19 protein-coding genes and 1 tRNA gene are annotated in these 20,961 nt (G+C 59.5%); 10 read left to right on the top strand and 10 right to left on the bottom strand.

Features of this window, described 5'->3' with window-relative positions; genetic code table 11:
- The coding region (locus tag NW807_RS07680) for a hypothetical protein (protein WP_414425736.1) at nt 1-591 on the top strand (591 nt) is incomplete at its 5' end.
- Nucleotides 592-596: 5 nt separating this feature from the next.
- Here the strand turns inward: NW807_RS07680 and NW807_RS07675 are convergent.
- From NW807_RS07675 to NW807_RS07660, 4 genes are all read right to left on the bottom strand, one after another.
- Nucleotides 597-1,721, bottom strand: a complete 1,125-nt coding sequence (locus NW807_RS07675; protein WP_414425735.1) for an FtsW/RodA/SpoVE family cell cycle protein — start codon at nt 1,719-1,721, stop codon at nt 597-599.
- Nucleotides 1,666-3,075, bottom strand: coding sequence for a UDP-N-acetylmuramoyl-L-alanine--D-glutamate ligase (murD, locus tag NW807_RS07670; RefSeq protein ID WP_414425734.1), 1,410 nt, complete (start codon nt 3,073-3,075; stop codon nt 1,666-1,668). The genes NW807_RS07675 and murD overlap by 56 nt, the downstream gene beginning before the upstream one ends.
- 76 nt (nt 3,076-3,151) lie before the next feature.
- Entirely contained in the window at nt 3,152-3,847 is a 696-nt protein-coding gene (locus tag NW807_RS07665) for a type 1 glutamine amidotransferase (RefSeq protein WP_414425738.1), read from the bottom strand.
- A gap of 94 nt (nt 3,848-3,941) precedes the next feature.
- A complete protein-coding gene (locus NW807_RS07660; protein WP_414425733.1) occupies nt 3,942-5,105 on the bottom strand; it encodes a hypothetical protein in 1,164 nt (387 codons plus the stop codon).
- A gap of 428 nt (nt 5,106-5,533) precedes the next feature.
- Between NW807_RS07660 and NW807_RS07655 the strand changes: the two genes are divergently transcribed.
- The gene (locus tag NW807_RS07655) at nt 5,534-9,496 is read left to right on the top strand and encodes a magnesium chelatase subunit H (RefSeq protein ID WP_414396799.1); all 3,963 of its coding nucleotides are present in this window, start codon (nt 5,534-5,536) and stop codon (nt 9,494-9,496) included.
- Between the two features lie 132 nt (nt 9,497-9,628).
- Here NW807_RS07655 and gatC read toward each other — a convergent pair whose 3' ends face one another.
- From gatC to NW807_RS07640, 3 genes are read right to left on the bottom strand one after another with little or no spacing between them, the layout of a single operon-like run.
- Nucleotides 9,629-9,922 (bottom strand): Asp-tRNA(Asn)/Glu-tRNA(Gln) amidotransferase subunit GatC, encoded by a 294-nt coding sequence (gene gatC, locus NW807_RS07650; RefSeq protein ID WP_414396802.1) that lies wholly within the window; start codon nt 9,920-9,922, stop codon nt 9,629-9,631.
- A gap of 48 nt (nt 9,923-9,970) precedes the next feature.
- On the bottom strand, nt 9,971-10,492 hold the full coding sequence (locus NW807_RS07645; protein ID WP_414396804.1) for a photosystem I assembly protein Ycf3: 522 nt from the start codon (nt 10,490-10,492) through the stop codon (nt 9,971-9,973).
- A gap of 55 nt (nt 10,493-10,547) precedes the next feature.
- Complete coding sequence (locus NW807_RS07640; RefSeq protein ID WP_414410066.1) at nt 10,548-10,847, bottom strand: chlororespiratory reduction protein 7; 300 nt, start codon at nt 10,845-10,847, stop codon at nt 10,548-10,550.
- Between the two features lie 90 nt (nt 10,848-10,937).
- On the opposite strand from NW807_RS07640, the gene trpS reads away from it, so the two are divergent.
- Nucleotides 10,938-11,948, top strand: coding sequence for a tryptophan--tRNA ligase (trpS, locus tag NW807_RS07635; RefSeq protein WP_414425732.1), 1,011 nt, complete (start codon nt 10,938-10,940; stop codon nt 11,946-11,948).
- Here the strand turns inward: trpS and NW807_RS07630 are convergent.
- Nucleotides 11,941-12,942 carry a DMT family transporter gene (locus NW807_RS07630; protein WP_414425737.1) on the bottom strand — a complete coding sequence of 334 codons (1,002 nt, stop codon included), beginning with the start codon at nt 12,940-12,942 and terminating at the stop codon, nt 11,941-11,943. The two genes, trpS and NW807_RS07630, sit on opposite strands and share 8 nt — an antisense overlap.
- A gap of 73 nt (nt 12,943-13,015) precedes the next feature.
- Here NW807_RS07630 and truB point away from each other — a divergent pair, with 73 nt between their 5' ends.
- The 7 genes from truB (at nt 13,016) to NW807_RS07595 (ending at nt 18,887) form a co-directional block, all read left to right on the top strand.
- Complete coding sequence (gene truB, locus NW807_RS07625) at nt 13,016-13,915, top strand: tRNA pseudouridine(55) synthase TruB (protein ID WP_414425731.1); 900 nt, start codon at nt 13,016-13,018, stop codon at nt 13,913-13,915.
- Nucleotides 13,916-14,086: 171 nt separating this feature from the next.
- On the top strand, nt 14,087-14,590 hold the full coding sequence (apcB, locus tag NW807_RS07620; RefSeq protein WP_414425730.1) for an allophycocyanin subunit beta: 504 nt from the start codon (nt 14,087-14,089) through the stop codon (nt 14,588-14,590).
- 272 nt (nt 14,591-14,862) lie between these two features.
- The gene (locus tag NW807_RS07615; RefSeq protein WP_414425729.1) at nt 14,863-15,864 is read left to right on the top strand and encodes a zinc-dependent alcohol dehydrogenase family protein; all 1,002 of its coding nucleotides are present in this window, start codon (nt 14,863-14,865) and stop codon (nt 15,862-15,864) included.
- Between the two features lie 33 nt (nt 15,865-15,897).
- Nucleotides 15,898-16,467 carry a hypothetical protein gene (locus NW807_RS07610; protein ID WP_414396817.1) on the top strand — a complete coding sequence of 190 codons (570 nt, stop codon included), beginning with the start codon at nt 15,898-15,900 and terminating at the stop codon, nt 16,465-16,467.
- A gap of 33 nt (nt 16,468-16,500) precedes the next feature.
- Nucleotides 16,501-18,087 carry an AAA family ATPase gene (locus NW807_RS07605; RefSeq protein ID WP_414425728.1) on the top strand — a complete coding sequence of 529 codons (1,587 nt, stop codon included), beginning with the start codon at nt 16,501-16,503 and terminating at the stop codon, nt 18,085-18,087.
- Nucleotides 18,088-18,100: 13 nt separating this feature from the next.
- A complete protein-coding gene (locus NW807_RS07600) occupies nt 18,101-18,754 on the top strand; it encodes a Crp/Fnr family transcriptional regulator (RefSeq protein ID WP_414420100.1) in 654 nt (217 codons plus the stop codon).
- Nucleotides 18,755-18,814: 60 nt separating this feature from the next.
- Nucleotides 18,815-18,887, top strand: a tRNA-Phe gene (locus NW807_RS07595).
- Nucleotides 18,888-18,979: 92 nt separating this feature from the next.
- Here NW807_RS07595 and NW807_RS07590 read toward each other — a convergent pair.
- The gene (locus tag NW807_RS07590; RefSeq protein ID WP_414425727.1) at nt 18,980-19,969 is read right to left on the bottom strand and encodes an ABC transporter permease; all 990 of its coding nucleotides are present in this window, start codon (nt 19,967-19,969) and stop codon (nt 18,980-18,982) included.
- Between the two features lie 18 nt (nt 19,970-19,987).
- A complete protein-coding gene (locus NW807_RS07585; protein WP_414425726.1) occupies nt 19,988-20,812 on the bottom strand; it encodes an ABC transporter ATP-binding protein in 825 nt (274 codons plus the stop codon).
- Nucleotides 20,813-20,961: the final 149 nt, after the last annotated feature.

The following is a 20,961-nucleotide window of genomic DNA, read 5'->3' as shown; positions in this document are numbered from 1 at the left end:
ATTTTTTTCTCTGACCAAGCCCATCAGATCCCTGTTGAGCGCCAGGCCCACTGCCTATTGCTCAGCGATATTGCTCTCAAGGGTTGGGCAGTTTCCCTAGCGGCGGAATCCCAGCTTCTGCTTAAACATGGGTACCTTCAAGATGCTGTTGATGTCCTAAACTTCGAGGTCCCTCGTTTCCGGGAACTGAGCGAAAGGTGGTGTGCAGCTCTCTTGCCAGCAGATCGGCCTCAGCTCCGGACGGCCTATACGTACAAGGCTTCTGGCTTCGCTGGCCGCATCTCTAGCGAACGCATCCAGCGCATTGCTCGTCTTTCCCCATTTGATCGAGGGCTTACGCCAGAGCAGGTCTTTCTCAGAGAAAAGAATCTTTCCGTCGAGTTTCAGATGGCCTATTTCCAGGAGCTGGACAAGTCTTGGTACCTTTCCCAAGCTGCTTTAGCCGAATACCTAGATACCCTCAGCGAGCTCACCGAGCGCCTTGAAGGTCTCCAGTCTTTTGCTCGCCTCTGTCGAGAGCTTAACCAAGCAGATCCGTACCGATTGATCCCATCTGAACCCAAAAGTCTCTATCTACTGGCTGCCGAGTAAAATGGTCAGCCGACCTCGCGGGCAGCGCGCACCAGCAGTCCCGCCATGATCAGCGCCGAGAGAATCGAGCTACCCCCGTAGCTCACTAGAGGCAGGGGCACCCCTGTAGTTGGCAGCATCCCGCTCACCACGCCGATGTTGAGCAAGGCCTGGCCCACCAGGAACATCAGGCAGCCACAGGCCACTAGACGAGTGGGCAGATCTGGGCAGCGCCACATGACTCGCAAGCTCACCCAGGTATAGGAGCCCAACAGCACCAGGAAGAAGAGGGATCCCACTAGGCCAAACTCCTCCGCATAGACCCCAAAGATGAAGTCCGTGTACTGGATGGGCAAGTAGAACAGCTTTTGTTGAGAAAGACCGTAGCCTTTGCCCCACCACCCCCCTGAGCCAATAGCCAAGAGGCTTTGCACCAACTGGTAGCCATCTCCTCGGGCATTGCCCCAGGGATCCAAAAAAGCCAGGATGCGCCGCCGTTGGTAGTCTTTGCTGAGGATGCTCACCACTGCTGCTAGCGTCCCCAGGCCTGCCGTAGCCAAAAGGGCGAAGAGGGGGACCCCAGCCGTCCAGGCCATAACCCAGAGAGTGAGACCGCAGATGGCAGTGGTGCCCAAGTTGGGCTGGGTGAGGATCCCCAGCAGCCCCAAAGCAAAGAGCCCAACCCAGACTCTACGAAACCAGCGGGGATGCTCGAACCAACGGCCAAACACCCAAGCTCCCTGGAGCACCAGCAGGGGCTTGAGCAGTTCCGAAGGCTGGATGACAGGGATCACCTTCAAATCCAGCCAGCGACTGGCATCCAGGCGGGAAACCCCTAGCCCCGGCACCTGGGTAGCCCAGACCAAGCCAATGCCCAGCAGGCAGAGGATCCCGGCCCAGGGGAACCAGCGCTGCAAGGGGATACGCACCAAGAGGGTGAAGCAGGCCAGCCCCAGCCCCGCCCAAAGCAACTGGCGCTTAAAAAAGTAGAGGCCATCGCCGGTAGTCTGCTGCGCCACCGGGTAGGAGGCCGAAAACAATACCGCCAGCCCTATCCCCAGCCAGACCAGCGTCAGCCAACGCAGCCAGCGCGCTTCAGCGTTCCAGGAATCCCACCAGGGCTTGGCAGCAGGCTCGAAAGTGGTGGCCACGGTGCTCGAAGCTGGGGTACTGGTCGAAGCTGGCACAAGCAGGTGACAGCAAAACGGTGATGGGCTGAGCTGGATTGGCTAGGGCTTGCGCTAGGGAGCAGGCGGCTGCAAAGGCCCTTTCCACCGCCATATCTAGGGTCGGCAGGATCTCGACGTCAGTATAGCGGATTTCCTGAAGGGCCTTGGCCAGCTTAGGAGCAGCCTCCCCAATGAGCAACACGCGGGCCACCTTGGCCTGAATAAGCCGCAGCCAGGCCGAGGGATCCCCCTGTTTGGCCCTTCCACCGGCAATGAGGATAATGGGCGGGGAGAGGGCGTTGAGCGCTACCCAGCCGGCCTCGTAGTTGGTGGCCTTGCTGTCGTTGACAAAGCGGATGGGGGTAGATCCCACCTGGATTTGGGCCACCCGTTCCAGCCGATGGGGCATGCCGGCAAAAGAGCGGATGGCGGCTTGAACGGCAGCGTTGGGGATCCCGGCTAGATGAGCAGCCGCTGCTGCCAAGAGCAAGTTCTGCAAGTTGTGCGAGCCAGGGCAGCGCTCGGCAAAGTCCTCCAGCTCCGCCACCGCTTCCCCCTGGATGTAAAGCGTGCTCCCTCGCAGGAAGACATCCGCTTGCGGATCTTGCAGCGAGACCCAGTAGGTCTTTTCCCAGTCTCGCCGCCGGCGAAAGAGGTAGGGGTCCTCGCCATTGACCACCCGCCACTGGGCCCGCTCCAGCAGCCGCGCCTTAAAGCTGGCATAGCGCTCCAGCGTGCCGTGCCGCTCTAGGTGATCTGGGGTGAAAGTTGTCCACACCCCAATGCGGGGTGGGCTGCCAGGGGAGCTCTTCATCAGGCGGCTGCTGGCCTCCAGTTGGTAGCTGCTCAGCTCTGCCACGATCCAATCTGGCCGACGCTGCCCTTGCCAGATCTCCAGAGCCACTTGGGACAGGGGCAAGCCAATGTTGCCGCAAGGGATCCCTTCCAGCCCCGCCGCCTTGAACATCTCCGCCACTAGGGCCGTGGTGGTGCTTTTGCCGTTGGTGCCCGTGATCCCCACCCAAGGCAGATGCTCTAGAAACTGCCAGGCCAGCTCCGCCTCTCCCAACACCTCGATCCCTTGCCGACGTGCCTCTTGCAGCAGCGGGTGATCCCAGGCAATGCCGGGGCTAACCACCACTTGCTCCACCCCTGGCAGCAGTTGAAAAGGCTGGCCCAGCTGGACAGAGATCCCCTCTCGTTCCAGATCCGCCTGCCGTTGCCGCAAGATCTCCGAGTCCTGCTCGTCCCAGACCCAAACCTCTTTTCCTTGCGCTCGCAGCAGCCGTGCAGCCGACCGACCTGCGATCCCCAGCCCTAGAACTTGATGGCCCACGTCTAGTTCCTTGGCAACTTGGGCTTGCAGATCCGCATTTTACAAATCTAGCCGCCCTCTAGAGCGTGGCACTGGGCTAGGGATTGCAACGACAGAGAAAGGAGAGGACCTCGCCCATTAGACAGTTTATGGCTTGGTACTTCTCAGGGGAGGCTGAGAGGATTTCTGCCTCTGACTGCACATAGGTAGATGGCAATAGTTCGTCGCGGCAGTTGGAGACAAGCCCTTGCACCAGTTCTGGCGTGGTTTCCAAGTGAAACTGGAGGCCGATCACTGAGCGTCCAAGCTGAAAGGCCTGATTCTCACAGCCTTCGCTTTTGGCAAGGTGAATTGCACCGGGCGGCAGCTCGAAAGTTTCCCCGTGCCAGTGAAAAACCTCAATCGAAGGCGGGAAGCGAAAGGACAGCTCGTTAGCCGGTTGGATCCCTTGCACCGGCCACCAGCCTATTTCCTTGACAGGATTGGGAAACACCCGAGCCCCCATTGCGCTGGCAATCAGTTGCGCCCCCAGACAGATGCCCAAAATAGACTTGCCAGCCTCGATAGCATTGCGGATGAACTCTTTCTCCTGGCCCAGCCAAGGAAACGTGCTTTCGTCATTGGCACTCATAGGGCCACCCATGACGATGAGCATGTCAAATTCATCCAAGCTCGGCAATCTCGTCGATTCAAAGAACCTTGTGCCTGTTACAGGGTATCCCTTGGCTCTAAGCCAGGACTCTATGTAGCCAAGACCCTCAAACGGCACATGTTGTAGGTAATATGCACGCATGACGAGATGGGATCTCTCCTCATCACCCACAAGCTGTTAGGATTAACGACTTGACGCCTTAACTCACCTGCTGCCTAAAGTCCCAGCCTGTAATCTAGCCCAGGGTCGAAAGCAGTGAAAGTAGCGCTGCCCCCTGCAACCGGTTGTTAGCCGGCCTACCGTTCGGCCTCTTCTTCGTACTCATCCAAAACGCTTTCGGAGAGGTGCGATAGATGTGGTTGACGCGCGAGCTCGCGCACGCTGTCGTATGAAAGGAATGTGCAGCTCTCCGCAAGCGGTCCCCTATCAAGAGGCAAAAGACGGGCCGGCGCAACTCCTGAAGGACCTTCTCCCGCCGTGTGGCTGGCGCCACGATGTGAAGGCAGATGTCCATGTTCGGTTGGAGTGCAAGTAGGTCAGCCATTCGCAGAATGCCGGAGTAGATCGAAGTTGTGTGCTCCACCTCGAAAGCGCGCTTGATCGCCCGACCCTTAAGCCAGAGGACGTCAATTTGCTCGATTGTCCTCAGGGTGGTGTCATCGTAATTCAACGGTAGGCGCTCAAGGATGGGTGGGTGATCTCCCCGCCACTCCGCTAGCACCGCAGCCCTGTCGGATCTTGGAAGCCAGATCTGCATTCCCATCCTGGAACCAATCTCAGCGAGGAGCGCCTGAATCTTGATGGATTCCCGTACCTCCTCTTCCGGCTCCGGTGGAGCCTCCACTACTTCGGTTCCTTCTGGGACGATCACCGACACGTCCTTGTCCGCTCTGCGAATGCGATGAGTGAGAAGTCTTTTGTACTCGTTTTCATCGACGGGATACGTCACCTCTCCAGAGGCCTGGGCCTTGATCGCTGCCTCAAGAAACGCCTCATCGTTCTCGTCAAGCTGAACTAGGCCCCCACGAAGCTTGCCAGTCCACGTAGACGAACTCCTGCTTTGACCACGCGTGAAAGAGAGAGCACTCCACACGTGGTCTTCATGAATAGGAAGGGCCTTTTCAACGGACAACCAAGCAATCGGTCTGACTCGGAAGCGAACTACAAATGGATCACCGACAGGAAAGAACAGCGGGGTTTCGTCCAGGTACGGTCCTTCCAGAACCTCCAGCACCCCGACCCATCTCGAAAGCTTCGTCACGTAGCAGACAAGCCTGTCGCCGGTCTTGACTTTGCCGGCAACACCCCACCGACGAAGGGGAAAACCGGACACCGTTCGATCGGAACGGCTGAAGGCCTCATATGTCTCAGGGGAAAACAGTTGGACAAAGTACGCCATGTCTCTCTTGCGTGTGCGTCCGGCTAACGCAAAAGTTCACCCGCCGCAGCCCCCGCAACGGCGTAGCGTCGTACAAACTCGTAATGCAGCCCCCGTCGCGGTGCAAGGCCTGTTTAGCTGCCACCCCATGCTGTCAATACTATTATTGCGGCAAACTGGACAGTTTACGCTGCAACGCGCCACGAACCCACCCTCAGGGCTCAACAAAGGCGGTTGTGGGGTCAGAAGTCCATTAGAGATGCTTGAAGGGATGCCTTCTGGCGGAGGGATCCCCTCATCCCTGTGGACCTCAAGAGTTATTGCGAATTGTTACACATGTAACGGTTCCCAACCAGCTCAGTTCCGTTTCTCGGGTAGAACGGGAAACAGGTCATAAGGGATAATGCTTACCCGTAGGCTGTTTGCATCACCGGACGGAGAGCGACCGCATGTTTACTCTGGTTAAGCCCATCACCCGCCACGTTGCCCCTGCTGAGGTGGGGGATCGCCGCTTGATGAAGGTGGTGTACGTGGTGTTGGAGCCGCAGTATCAGAGCGCCCTGACGGCGGCGGTGCAGCGCATCAATGCCCACAACCCTAAGCTGGCGGTGGAGCTGTCGGGGTACTTGGTGGAGGAGCTGCGGGATCCCTCGGGGTATGAGGCTTTCCAGCGGGATCTGGAGACAGCCAACGTCTTTATTGGATCCCTGATTTTTATCGAAGACATTGCCCAGAAGGTGGTGCAGGCGGTGGAGCCCCTGCGGGAGCGGCTGGATGCGGTGGTGGTCTTCCCCTCCATGCCGGAGGTGATGCGCCTTAATAAGCTGGGATCCTTTTCCATGGCGCAGCTAGGGCAGTCCAAGAGCGCCATTGCCCAGTTCATGCGCAAGCGCCAGCAAGGATCCAGCTTCCAAGAGGGGATGCTGAAGCTGCTGCAGACCCTGCCCAAGGTGTTGAAGTACTTGCCCTTCGACAAGGCGCAGGATGCCCGCAACTTCATGCTCAGCTTCCAGTACTGGCTGGGCGGATCCCGGGAGAACCTGGAGAACTTTTTGCTCATGCTGGCGGATCGCTACCTGCCAGGGATGCGGGGGCAGCTCTCCTTTGCTGAGCCGGTTACCTACTTGGAGATGGGTATCTGGCACCCGCTGGCACCACAAATGTTTGCCAGCCTGGCGGAGTACTGGGACTGGTACAATGCCCGCGAGGATCTGCCAGAGGACGTGAAGGATCCCTTGGCCCCCTGCGTGGGGCTGGTGCTGCAGCGCACCCACCTGGTGACGGGGGACGATGCCCACTACGTCGCCATGGTGCAAGAGCTGGAGTCGCGCGGGGCGCGAGTGGTGCCGGTGTTTGCCGGCGGCTTGGACTTCTCCAAGCCAGTGAACGAGTTTTTCTGGAACGAGCAGAAGACGGCACCCATTGTGGATGTAGTGGTGTCGCTAACCGGGTTTGCCCTAGTGGGCGGGCCAGCGCGGCAGGATCACCCCAAGGCAGTGGAGACACTCAAGCGGCTCAATCGCCCCTATATGGTGGCCCTGCCCTTGGTGTTTCAATCCACCGAGGAATGGGCCAACAGTGACTTGGGCCTGCACCCCGTGCAGGTGGCGCTGCAAGTTGCCATTCCCGAGCTGGACGGGGCCATTGAGCCAATCATCCTCTCGGGGCGGGACGCCGTCACCGGCAAAGCTCACGCGATGCAGGATCGGATTGAGCTGATTGCAGCGCGGGCCATTAAATGGGCCAATCTGCGGCGCAAGCCCAAGATAGAGAAGAAAATTGCCATCACCATTTTCAGCTTTCCGCCCGACAAAGGCAATGTGGGAACAGCCGCCTACCTGGATGTGTTTGCCTCCATCCACCGGGTGATGCAGGCGCTGGCCCACAATGGCTACGACCTGGGGCCAGAGCTGCCCAAAACCCCTCAGGAGCTGATGGAGTCTATCCTCCACGATCCCCAAGCTCAGTACGCTAGCCCGGAGCTGAATGTAGCGGCCAAGCTGTCGGTGCGGGAGTACGAGGCCCTGACCCCCTACGTCAAAGCCATTGAGAAATACTGGGGTCCAGCTCCAGGGCACCTGAACACCGATGGGCAAAATCTACTGATTTACGGCAAGCACTTTGGCAACGTGTTCATCGGGGTGCAGCCCACCTTTGGCTACGAAGGGGATCCCATGCGGCTGCTCTTTTCCAGGTCGGCCAGTCCCCACCACGGCTTTGCCGCCTACTACACCTACCTGGAAAAGGTTTGGAAAGCCGACGTGGTCATCCATTTTGGCACCCACGGGTCTCTCGAGTTCATGCCGGGCAAGCAGATTGGCATGTCCAGCGAGTGCTACCCGGATAACCTAATTGGATCCCTGCCCAACCTTTACTACTACGCTGCCAACAACCCCAGCGAGGCCACCATCGCCAAGCGGCGCGGCTATGCCTGCACCATCAGCTACCTGACACCGCCAGCAGAAAACGCTGGCCTCTACAAGGGGCTGCAGGAGCTGCGGGACCTGATTGGCTCTTACCAAACCCTGCGGGAGGGGGCGCGGGGCATTGCCATTGTCAATGCCATCTGCGACAAGGCGCGGCTAGTCAACCTAGACAAAGACGTGGAGCTGCCGACGGTGGACGCTGCCCAGCTCACCCTAGAGGAACGGGACACGGTGGTGGGCAAGCTCTACGCCAAGCTGATGGAGATTGAGTCGCGGCTGTTGCCCTGTGGGCTGCATGTGATTGGGGCGCCCCCCACAGCAGAAGAGGCGATTGCCACCTTGGTAAGCATTGCCAGCATTGACCGGCCGGAGGAAGGGATCCTCGGCCTACCCCGCATCATTGCCCAGAGCCTGGGTCGGGATATCGACGAAATCTACCGCAACCGGGATCGGGGGCACCTGGCGGATACAGAGCTGCTGGATCGCATCAACAAGGCCTGCCATAAAGCAGTGGCCGCGCTCGTGCGGGAACAGACCGACGCCCAGGGGCGGGTCTCGCGCGTGGCCAAGCTCAACTTCTTCAACATGGGACGGCAGGCGCCCTGGCTGGTGGCCCTGAAGGAGGCGGGCTACCCCCAGGTGGATCCAGACCTGCTCAAGCCTTTGTTTGAGTTTCTGGAGGAGTGCCTCAAGCAAATTACGGCAGATTACGAGCTAGGATCGCTGCTGCGGGCCTTGGAAGGGGAGTACATCCCGCCGGGCCCGGGAGGGGATCCCATCCGCAACCCCAACGTCTTGCCAACTGGGCGCAACATCCATGCTTTGGATCCCCAGTCCATCCCCACGGCAGCGGCCATCAAGTCGGCGGAGATTGTGGTGGAACGGCTGCTGGCGCGGGAGCTGAGCGCCAACGGCGGCAGGTACCCGGAGACCATCTCAGTGGTGCTCTGGGGCACGGACAACATCAAGACCTACGGCGAGTCGCTGGCGCAGGTGCTCTGCCTGCTGGGGGTGCGTCCTAAGCCAGATGCCCTGGGGCGGGTCAACAAAGTGGAGCTCATCCCCCTGGAGGAGCTGGGGCGGCCCCGCATTGACGTGGTGGTGAACTGTTCCGGGGTATTCCGGGATCTCTTTGTCAACCAAATGGCCCTTCTCGACCGGGCAGTGAAGCTAGCAGCCCTGGCCGATGAGCCGCTGGAGCTGAACTTTGTGCGCAAGCATGCCCTACAGCAGGCAGAAGAATTGGGGCTGACTCTGGAGCAGGCGGCAACGCGGGTCTTTTCCAACGCTTCTGGCTCCTACTCGGCCAACATCAGCCTGGCCGTGGAAAACAGCTCTTGGGAGGACGAAAGCGAGCTGCGGGAGATGTACCTATCCCGCAAGTCCTTTGCCTTCGGCTCCAATTTGCCCAACCAGCAGATGCGGCAGCTTTTTGAGGCCAGCCTGAAGACGGTGGAGGTAACCTTCCAAAACCTGGATTCGTCGGAGATTAGTCTGACAGACGTCAGCCACTACTTTGATGCGGATCCCACCAAACTGGTGCAGAGCCTGCGCCCCGACGGCAAGGCTCCCTCAGCCTACATTGCCGATACCACCACGCCCAATGCCCAGATCCGCACCCTGAGCGAGACCATTCGCCTGGACGCCCGCACCAAGCTCCTCAACCCCAAGTGGTATGAGGGCATGCTCAAGCACGGCTACGAAGGGGTGCGGGAGATTGCCAAGCGGCTGGTGAACACCTCTGGCTGGTCGGCCACGGCAGGTGCGGTGGACAACTGGATCTATGAGGAGGCCAACGAGACCTTTATCAAGGACGAGGCAATGCGGCAGCGCCTCATGAACCTCAACCCCCACTCCTTCCGGCGCATCGTCGGCACCCTGCTGGAGGTGCACGGGCGTGGCTACTGGCAAACTTCCCAAGCCAACATCGAGCTCCTGCAGGAGCTGTATCAGGAAGTGGAAGACCGGATCGAGGGGGTGGAGTAGCTGGTCAAGGCCATCCCCGCAGAGGAGAGCTGAGGCTTCTCCTTGCATTTGCTGGCATAAGGGGGTTGGTAGCAAAGCCCCCAGAAAGTTCGCCCTCTGGCGCTAGGGCGAAGGCCGGCAGGAGTGCAGCTTTTAGCTTTCCTCTTCCAAAATGCGGGGCACCTTGAAGAACATGTCGACGCGGTCGGGGGCGTTAGCTAGGATCCCCTCGACATTGGCGTAGGGCTCCACCTCATCGGGGCGAGTGGGCAGCTCGATATCGAGGACATGGAAAGTAGGCTCTACGCCTTCGGTGTCCAGCTCTTTAAGCTGTTCTACGTAGGCCAGAATATCTGCTAGCTGCTGGGTAAACTGGATTTCCTCTTCCTCAGTGAGCTCTAGCCGCGCCAGGTGAGCGACGTGGCGTACTTCTTCGCGGGTCAGCATTGCTTCCTTGGCCCTATGGGCTACCGATGAGTTTACCTTAGCCAGACCTCAAAAGAGCTCCAGGTTGGCACGCCCTGTGGTTTTGAGCCAGTTTTGGGCCTCGATGTAGTTGTTGGGGGCAATGCGAATGGCACGGATCCAGTATCGGGCAGCTTCGTCAAATAGGGCCTCAGCCGTTTCTTCATCCCCAGCTTGCAGACTCTGCTCACCTTTGTGGTGCAGCAAAACGGCAATGTTGTTGAGGGCAGAGCAGAGGCGGGGGTTGAGCTCTAGGGCCTGGTGGTAGTACTCCAGGGCCTTGTCCAGGTCTCCAGTGCTTTGGTAAATCAGGCCCATGTTGTAGAGGATGTAGCTGCGGTCTTGGTCGTCCTTCTCTAAAGCCAAAGCCTCGCGGTAGTTTTCTAGGGCCTCGGCATATTCCCCTTCGCTTTGGGCCGCCATGCCGTCTCGGTAGTAGGCAAAGGCTTTCTTCTCCTCCGAACTCACCCCCGGCAGCAACTTGAGGATTAGATCAGCCAGGACAGTGAAGGTTTTGTCGATGAAGTTGTCGTTCTTCATGCCGCGGGGCATGGTTGACCTCCCCTAGGGTGCCTCTTCTTTGCGTTGTACCACGCCCACAAAACCCCTAGGTTGAGCTTTGCCCAGAAGAGGCCGAGCGGCGCTTGCTTAGGCGCACCGGGTGCCACTGTACGGTTTCACCAGGGGAGACTTCCAGTTCACAAGTAGTGTCGATGAGCCGTTGTGCCTGGGCTTGGGGAGTGGGGTAGCGGGCCAGATCCGCATCCACCAGATGGGGATGTTCTTGAAGCAGCCGCACGAGGAACTCCTGCAATTCCTCAGAACTGAGAAATTGCTCTGGCAGGCCCGGGATCAGCAGCACGTAGTGATTGGCAGCGCGGAGCGGTTCGGGTTGGGGGTCTGACATATGAGTGTCAGGAAGGGCTAGGACTCTCTTGGTATTCTGAAAAAGACTGTCTTGGCTTTTGTCTGCCGTCTTGTGGGCTTTGAGAGTGCTATGGCCAAGCCGCGCACCTTTTCCGGCATTCAGCCCTCTGGTGAGCTGCACCTGGGCAATTACCTAGGGGCGATTAAAAACTGGGTGGCCGACCAGGAGCACTACGAGAACTTCTTTTGCATTGTGGATCAGCACGCGGTCACTGTGCCCCAGGATCCCAAGCTGTTGAGGGAGCGCACCCGTTCCCTGTTTGCCCTTTATTTGGCCTGTGGCCTCAAGCTGGAGTATTGTGTGCTGTTTGTGCAGTCCCATGTGCCTGCCCATACGGAGCTGGCCTGGCTGTTTGCCACTATCACTCCCATGAACTGGGCAGAGCGCATGATCCAGTACAAGGAAAAGAAAGAAAAACAGGGAGAGGAGACAAGTGTTGGCCTGTTTAGCTACCCCATTCTGCAGGCGGCGGACATTCTCCTCTACCAGCCCAAGTACGTGCCCGTGGGGGAGGATCAGCGGCAGCATATCGAGCTGTGTCGGGACATTGCCCGCCGCTTTAATGACCGCTTTGGGCAGACATTTGTCATCCCTGAGGCATTAATTCGTCCGCAAGGGGCGCGGATCATGAGCTTGACCGATGGCACCCGCAAGATGTCCAAGTCGGATCCCTCCGAGTTCAGCCGCATCCACCTGCTGGACAGTCCGGATGCCATTCGCAAAAAGATTCAAAAAGCCAAGACCGACTCCATCCGAGGCATTACCTTTGACGACCCGGCCCGCCCAGAGGCCCACAATTTGCTGACGATCTACATGCTCACCTCCGGCAAGAGCAAGGAGGAGGTAGCGGCTGAATGTGCCGAGATGGGATGGGCGCAGTTCAAACCCCTGCTTGCCGACAGCATTATCGCCACTCTAGAGCCCATTCAAAAGCGCTACCAGGAGCTCTGGAGTGACCCTGGCTACCTCCACGAGCTAATGCGGGAAAATGCCGCCAAGGCCCGTGCCGTGGCCGAGCAAACCCTTCAAAAGGTGCGAGATGCAATGGGGTTTCTGAGCCTTGAGGGATCCCTCACTTAGACTGCCCCTCGCGAACTTCGACAGGGCTAGGGGCAAGGCCCAGCTCGGCCAGGATCCCTTTCCAAACCAGAGGCAAGCGCTCCTGCCATTTTTGCCGGTGGTTGATCACGTACACGCAGAGCAGAGTAATGCCTACGCCCACCCACTGCTGCGGGGTGAGGGTCTCGCCCAGGAGGGTGCTGCCGAAGAAAAGGGCAAACACGGGGGTGAGAAAGGTCAGGGAGCTGAACTCGGTGAGATTTTCCTGGGAGGCGAAGTAGAAGAAGAGGGCATAGGCCACAGCGCTTCCCATCACCGAGGCGTAGAGTAGATCCAGCCAATGGATGCCGCTTAGGTGCTGCCACTGCTCGCTTTCTGTCAGCGCCGAAAGCAGGATCAAGGGCAGGCTACCCAGCACCATGTGCCAGCCGGTTGCCAACACGGGATCCGCCACCTCTGCCACCTTGGGCATCATCACGGTGCCGATGGCCATTGACAGCGAAGCCAGCAACATCCAGCCAACGCCAGCTCCTAGCTGCAGGGATCCCCCCCCTCCAAGGCCAATAAGGCCAATGCCGAGAACTCCTAGCCCCAAGCTCAGCCAGCCCAGCACCCCCAGCCGCTCCCCGTAAAACCAGGTGGCCAGCAGGGCTACCACCAGGGGCTGCGAGTCAATTAGCACAGATCCCAAGCCGGCGCCGGTTTCCTGCAGCCCTTGGGCCAAAAATCCCTGAAAACAGGTGGCGTCCACCAGGGCAAAGGCCAAGACCCACAGCCAGCCCTGCAGTCCCTGGGGATGCCAGGGCTGAGACGCTCCGGAGGCCCGCCCCTGCCAGATCCGGAAGGCCAAAACCAGGATCCCGGCTGGCAACAGCCTCAGAATGGCAATGAAGAGCGGAGTGGTCTCAGAAAGGGCATCTCGCATCGCCACCATTGCCGAACCCCAAAGGAAAAACGGGGCAATCATCAGCAGGCGCTGCCAGATAGGCTGAGATAACTTGTTGGATTGAGCCATGGGCGCTTCAAACTTGACAACAGAAGTCAACCCCATGTTAAGCGCTGCGGCAACCTAGTTACAAACCTTAACTATGGGATCCCTGGAGGGCTTTCTCAACCTAGATAAGCCGGCAGGGCTCACCTCCCACGACTGCGTGGCGGCAGTGCGGCGAACCTTGCGCACCCGCCAGGTGGGACATGGGGGCACCCTGGATCCGGCGGCAACGGGAGTTCTGCCCATCGCCGTGGGGCGGGCGACGCGCTTTTTGGCGTTTTTGCCAGGAGACAAGGTGTACCGGGCAACCTTTCGCTTTGGGCAGCGCAGCGACACTGACGATGTCGAGGGGCAGGTGGAGGTGGGATCCCCTTGCCCAGAGCTAAGTCGCGAGCAGGTGGAGGAATGTCTGCGGGAGTTTGTCGGCGAGATCTGGCAGGTGCCGCCTCTTTACAGCGCCATCAAACGGCAGGGGAAAAAGCTTTATGAGCTGGCGCGGGCGGGGGCAAAGGCCTCAGAGCTAGGGCTAGAGCCGCGGCGGGTGGTAATTCGGCACCTGCAGATCCTGGACTGGCGTCCCGGCGAGTTTCCGGAAGTGGATCTGGAGATTGCCTGTGGCCCCGGCACCTACATCCGTGCCCTTGCCCGCGATGTGGGGGAAAAGCTTGGCTGTGGCGGCTTGATGAGCCAGCTGCGGCGGCTGCAAAGTGGCCCTTTTCGCCTTGAAGAGAGTTGGCCGCTAGAGGTGTGGCAGGGATCTGCCAATCCTGCTGCTGCCCTGCTGCCCATTGAGTGGGGCTTTGCCAGCTGGGAGTCAGTTTCTCTGTCACCCTCAGACAGCCGACGCTGGCAGCAAGGTCAGGCCATTCCTCTGGATCCCGCTCAGGCCACTGCCGAGACCCTGCGGGTGAAAAGCCACCAGGGAGAGTTTTTGGGGTTGGGACAACGCCAGGGCAGATCGCTCAAGCCGCTGCGGGTGCTGTTGCCGGATGCCTGATTTCCCTATCGGGGAAAAACCTCCTGTGTGGTAGACTGCGTGAGAGCCAACCAGGAGCGGAGAACGCCTCAGAGGCTGCGGCTTGCTTGCTGGGAGCAGTTGAAGACGTTTTTCTCAACCTAGCCTTTCAAGACGCCACAAATAAGACGCCACAAAAACGGAGTTGGGGATATGCGCGATGCCATAACCACCCTGATCAAAACCTACGACCTGACAGGCCGCTACCTGGATCGGGATGCCATGGACGCTCTTAGGGCCTTTTACGATTCGGGGTTGCGGCGCATCAAAGCTGTGCAGGTCATCAACCTCAACTCGGTGGACATTGTCAAGACGGCGGCGGCAGCCCTGTTCGCCGAGGTGCCGGAGCTGATCCGGCCAGGGGGTAACGCCTATACCACCCGCCGCTACGCCACCTGCCTGCGGGATATGGACTACTTCCTGCGCTATGCCTCCTACGCCCTGGTGGCTGGCGACAACAGCATTTTGGACGAGCGCGTTTTGGCCGGTCTGCGAGAGACCTACAACTCCCTTGGTGTGCCGATTGCTCCAACCGTCATTGGGATCCAAAACATGAAGCGGCGCACCCTAGAGCTGCTTGGCACCGACGAGGACTACAGCTTTGTAGCCGAGCCCTTCGACTACCTGAGCGCCCAACTCAGCGAAACCGATATCTAGGCGCTGGTTCTGCCTCCTAGAGAGGGCAGGAATCTTCCCAGATCCCTTGCTTTGGTGGGGGTACGTTACCATCGTGGTAGCGCGCTAAGGATCTCCCGGGAAGGGAAAGAGCGGCCGTGGGGCGCGGCCCGAAGCCTTGTCCTAACTTTCCAGGAAGGCACGGCATCGTTGAACCCAAGCGCGAAGGTCGCCCTTTGCATGTCCCTCACAGCCTCCCTCGCTGGGGGCAGAAGGGGAGCAGTTGGTGGACTCAAGCCAAAGGCAGCGAAAACATGAAAGCTGTTGTCATGAACGTGCCCGGCGGGCCGGAGGTCTTGCAACTCCAGGAAGTGCCCGATCCCCAGATCCGCGGCGAGCGAGAGCTGCTTGTTCGTCTCAAGGCTGCTGGCGTCAACCCCATCGACACTAAGCTGCGGCGGCGAGGTACCTTCTACCCAGAAGAGATGCCGGCCATCTTGGGGTGTGACGGGGCTGGCGTTGTGGAAGCGGTGGGATCCGGGGTGCGGCAGTTTCGGGTTGGCGACGAGGTCTACTTCTGCTATGGCGGCCTGGGCAAGCAACCGGGGAACTATGCTGAGCTGATTGTGGTCGATGAGCGCTTTGTGGCTCCCAAGCCCAGAACCCTTAGCTTTGCCGAAGCTGCTGCGGCTCCCCTGGTTTTGATCACTGCCTGGGAGGCCCTCTACGAGCGAGGGCGGCTGCAGGCTGGCCAAAAGGTGCTCATCCACGCCGGCGCCGGAGGGGTAGGTCATGTAGCCATCCAACTGGCCCGTCTGCGGGCCTGCGAGGTGGCCACTACGGTGAGCACGCCAGAAAAGGCTGAGTTCGTCCGTTCTCTGGGAGCCAACCTGCCCATCTTCTACCGCCAGACTGACTTTGTGCGGGCTGTCTTAGACTGGACGGCTGGGGAAGGAGTGGATCTGGCGCTAGATACCCTGGGCGGCCCAGTACTGGAGCAGACCTTTCCGGCTGTGCGTGTGTACGGCGATCTCGTCACGCTGCTGGCGCCTGCTCCGGAGACCGATTGGCGGGTGGCCCGTGACCGCAACCTACGGGTAGGCTTTGAGCTGATGCTCACGCCGATGCTGAAGAATCTTGTTGCTGCCCAGCAACATCAGGCAGAGATTCTCAGGCAGTGCGCTCGCCTCATCGACCAAGGCCAACTGCGTATCCGTCTCAGCCACACCTTTCCTTTGGCCGAAGCGGCTGCTGCCCACCGCTTGCTGGAGCAGGGATCCGTTCTCGGCAAAATTGCCTTAACCATTTCCGATTAGGCTGGCTAAGGGAGGCCCTGCCCAGCTCCGCCTATGGCTGACCCACTTACCCCTCACCTGCTGGAGAACGAGAGCTTCTATGAGAACGCCCTCTGCTGGCTGGGGCGGCCGCAGACGGTCTATCGGCTGCTGAGCGAAGCGGTTTTCCCACCAATTTCCTCGTGGGTGCGGGGAGAAGTGGATAGCCGTTCTTTTAACCACTGGCAGCCGGAAGACGTGCGCACCTTTCTCTACCCGGTGGTGGCCCTAGGAGACGAGGAGACGCTTGTCCTTGCCAGCGAGGCTCTTCTGCTGTGCGGCATCGGCACCTACTACAATCCCTGCGACCTGGCAATTGTGGTGTTCGTGCAGCAGCCCCAAGAGCTGTTTAGCCAACTGATGCAACGCATCCGCCGCACCGAAGCCATCATCACCCGCGGGCCAGAAGTGCGCATGCTTTCGGAACAGGTGAGCCTGGCCAAGCGAGGACAAGACTACATCAACACCAAATACTTGGTCTGGCCCTACGCCCTTTCTGCTGCCGCTCAAGAGACTCTGGTTAAGCAAGGGATCAGCATTATTCGCCTTTCACCCCCAGAGGCTGCTTTGCCCTTTGGAGGCTAAGCGAAAATAGGGATCCCTTATCCCCAGTTTTCTATGGCCAGTGCCCACCTGCCGCCCCTCATTCAAGCAATGTTGGAGCCGGGGTTTTACCCCCATCCGGTGCGGGAGCCGATCCAGCTTCTCCAAACCCACATCTCCTATGTTCTCCTGACGGGCGACTACGCCTACAAAGTGAAGAAGCCCGTGGACTTTGGCTTTCTAAACTTCTCCACCCTGGAGCGGCGGCGCCACTTTTGCCAAGAAGAGCTGCGCCTAAACCAGCGCGGGGCGCCGGGGCTTTACCTCCAGGTGTTGCCCATTGGGCAAACCCAAGGCCGGTTTCAGCTTGGCAGCAGTGGCGAGCCGGTGGAGTACGCCCTTAAAATGCGGCAGTTTCCCCAAGAGCAACTCTTCAGCAACCTCCTCGAGCGGGGGGAGCTGACGCCAGCCTTGATGGAGGAGCTGGGACGGGTGGTGGCAGCCTTTCACGCCCAGGCTGAGACCAACGACTACATCCGCAGCTTTGGCCGGCCAGAGCGGGTACGGGAGGCCTTTGACGAAAATTACGCCCAAACCCAGCGCTACGTGGGCGGTCCCCAGACGGCTGAGCAGTATCAGGAGACCCAAGCCTACACGGAGCGCTTTTTTGCCGAGCGGCAGGAGCTGTTTTACCAGAGAATGGCCCAAGGCCGCATCCGCGAAGGCCACGGGGATCTGCATCTTGGCAACCTCTGTTGGTGGGAAGGCCAGATCTTGCTGTTTGATTGCATCGAGTTCAACGAGGCTTTCCGCTTTGTGGATACGATGTACGACGTATCCTACGCGGTGATGGATTTGGACGCCCGCCACCGCCCCGATCTGGGCAATGCCTATTTAAACACCTATCTGGAAGAAACGGGTGACTGGGAAGGACTGAAGATCTTGCCCATTTACCTCAATCGCCAGGCCTATGTGCGGGCCAAGGTTACCTCTTTTCTGCTGGACGATCCTGCCGCTGCGGAAGCTGACAAAGCCAATGCCTTCCACACTGCCGCCCGCTACTACCGACTGGCCTGGGAATACACGCTTCCCAAACAGGGACAGTTGTTTTTGATGGCTGGCCTCTCGGGAGCGGGCAAAAGTACAGTGGCCCGGTACCTAGCCCGGCAGCGGGGAGCCATTCACATTCGCTCCGATGCCGTGCGCAAGCACTTGGCCGGGATCCCTCTGCGGCAGCGGGGGGGGCCGGAGGTGTACACGCCAGAGATGACCGAGAAGACCTACCGCCGCCTGGTGGAATTGGGCGTGGAGTTGGCCCGAGAGGGTTATAGCGTAATTCTCGACGCCAAGTTTGACCGGCAAGCGCTGCGGGGCATGGCCATTGAACAGGCCCAAAAGTGCGGGATTCCCTTGCGCATCCTCCACTGCTACGCCCCTGAACCTGTCCTCCGTGAGCGTCTGCAACGGCGTATGGCCGCAGGTACAGTCGAGGGAGGAAACCTAGCCGACATTGCCGATGCCACTGCCGATCTCCTTGCCCAGCAGCAGGCGCAGTGGCAGGATTTTTCCGAGGGGGAACGGTCTTACTTGACGGTGTTGGACACCAGTCAAGATTGGCAAGCGCAACTGCAGGAGATCACCAGTGAGCGAGGTAACGGCTAAGGATTTGCACTTGATGCCGTTGTTTGAAGGCTTTTCCCCCGAGGTACTCGAGCCGCTAGCCCGTCAGATGGCGCTGCGCTCCCATGCCGTCAACCAGGCCATCGTGTTGCAAAATGACTGGGGCAGTACCGTCTATTTCATCCTAGAGGGTTGGGTCAAGATTCGCACTCACGATACAGAGGGGCGGGAGATTACCCTCACCATTCTCGGCCCAGGCGAGATCTTTGGAGAGATGGCCGCTTTGGATGAGGCGCCTCGTTCCAGCGATGTGGTTGCCTTAACACCGACCAAGGTTTGTTCTCTGTCGGCCCAGCATTTTCTAGCTTTCTTGGCTGCCAATGCCCAGGCTGGCATTCGCCTTGCCCAGCTTATGTCCCGCCGTCTGCGGCAGCTTAACCGGCGGCTGCAGTTGCGCGAGGCCAGCAGTGTTGCCCGCGTGGCCGATATTCTCCTCTTCTTGGCCGAATCCCGGGGCTGGGTCAGCCGCAGCGGTGTGGAAATCCCCAACTTACCCCATCGGGAGCTGAGCAGCTTAAGCGGCTTAGCTAGGGAGACCGTTACCCGCGTTCTCTCCAAGCTAGAACGAAAGGAGTTGATCCGCCGGGATCGCAACCGCAACATCCTCTGTATTCCGCAGCTGGAGGCCCTGGAAAAGCTCCTTGGCTAAACTAGGGCGCTACCTGTTGCCAAAGACCTCCTGAGCACCCTAAAATAGGGGCTACGGAAAGCCGGGATAGCTCAGTTGGTAGAGCAGAGGACTGAAAATCCTCGTGTCACCAGTTCGAATCTGGTTCCTGGCATCCTATCTTGTTTTCCTGAGCTTTTCGAGATAGGTCCACACCCTAGGTTGGGAGCTTGCTGGCGCTGGCAAGTTGGCCACCAGGCAGCCCCCCTAGTTTTCGCGGCGCACAACACTTTCATGCCAGTGGCCCAGGATTTTGTCGGACAGGGCGCTCAAGGCCACAAAGATTAGGATCCCCAGGCCAGTCAGCAGCACCAGAGCCGCAAACATGCGGGGCACCTGTAAGTTAAAGCTGGAGATCAAAATCTGGTAGGCGATCCCAGCCCGCTCCCCGCCGCTACCTGCAACAAACTCGGCCACCACCGCTCCAATGAGAGAAAGGCCACCGCTGATGCGCAAGCCCCCGAGGAAATAGGGCAGGGCGCTGGGCAGGCGCAGGTAGATCAGAGTTTGCCAGCGATTGGCCTTGTACAGTTGAAACAGGTTGAGCAGGTTGTGATCGACGCTGTTTAGCCCCAGGGTAGTGTTGGAGAGAATGGGGAAGAAGGCAACAATCCAGGCGCAGACCACCATGGCCGCAAAGGTGTTGTTGCGCAGCCAGATGATAATGAGTGGCGCGATGGAAATGATGGGCGTTGTCTGCAAAACCACCGCATAGGGGAAAAGGCTGCGCTCAATCCATTTGCTCTGGCTAAACAAAACGGCCAGCAACAGCCCAGAGATGGCAGCCAAGAGGAAAGCCACCACGGTAACCTGCAAGGTAACCAGCAGAGAGGGAAAAAGGGATCCCCACTCCTTCACCAGGGTTCTGGCCACCAAAACCGGCCCCGGCAACAGGTAAGGGGGAACCCCTGTCAGCCGCACCGCCACCTCCCAAAGCCCCAGAAAGAGAAGGCCGACGATCCCAGGGGCAATCACATCTGGATTGAGCCACCTGCCCAGATCCAACCGCTGGGGAGAAGTCGGCAGGCCAGAGCCAGCTACCTCAGCCTCACCGCGGGGGCCGGGCCTGAGTCTCTTTTTCACCCCACCGCCCAGAGCCCCAGCCAACCCATGCCAAGACCAGCGCTCCGGCAGGACAGGCAGGGATCCCAGCCGGCGATCCAGGAACTGGAAAAGGAAGGCAAGGAGATCCACCATAGAAAAACAGGCATCCTGTCAGCGCAACCGTCCAACCGAGAGAGGAGGCAGGTAAGGCTCCTGAGTCGTGTTGCCCATAGCCTCGCGCAAACGGGCTGCCACCTCCCGACAGTAGTCGTTGTAAAGGGGCGAGGTGCGAAAGTCTTCTGACCGAGGGTAGGGGGCATCGATGGGGATATCCGCCACTACTCGCCCCGGACGGGCCGCCATGACCACGACGCGGTTGGAGAGGTAGACGGCCTCGTAAATGTTGTGGGTAACAAAGACTACCGTCCACCGCTGCTCCTGCCACAGCTCCAGCAGCTCACTGTTTAATTTGCTGCGGGTGATCTCGTCTAAAGCTCCAAACGGCTCGTCCATGAGCAGCACCTGGGGCTGGGTGACGAGGGCGCGGGCAATGGAAACGCGCATGCGCATCCCCCCTGAGAGCTCGCGGGGAAAACTGCGCTCAAACCCTTGCAAGCCCACCTGGCGCAGCGCCTGCAATACCTTGGGCTCCGCTTTCTCCCTAGGCTCGCCCGCCAACTTCAGGGGCAAGCGCACATTCTCCATCACCGTGGCCCAGGGCAGGAGGGCTGGCTCCTGGAAGACAAAAGCCAACTTGGGTTCCACCGGGCGGCTGGGGAGGTTTTGCTGGCAGTGGCCCCCCCACTCAATAGAGCCACTGGTCAACTGCCCCAGGCCGGCAATTAGCCGGAGCACTGTGCTTTTCCCACAGCCCGAGGGCCCCACCAAGCTGACAAACTGCCCCTCTGGAATGGCTAGGCTCATATCCTGCAAGGCCACCGTGCCGTTGGCATAGACCTTGCTGACGTGGTTGAGAAGAATCATCGGGGCAGGCATGGCTTACTTTTCCCGGCTCAGGGATCGGCGAGGAAGCGCTAAACTAATCGTACTCCTGCCGCCGCCGCAACTTGTTGACATACTCCCCGCCCTGAAGGGCATTCGCGACAGCGGGCCGTAGGCCGGGGATTCTCGTTCTTGGTTCCACG

It is taken from the genome of Synechococcus sp. R70.1 (genome assembly GCF_047461675.1).
Lineage (GTDB): Bacteria > Cyanobacteriota > Cyanobacteriia > Thermostichales > Thermostichaceae > Thermostichus.
This window is presented reverse-complemented; position numbering and strand designations above follow the sequence as displayed.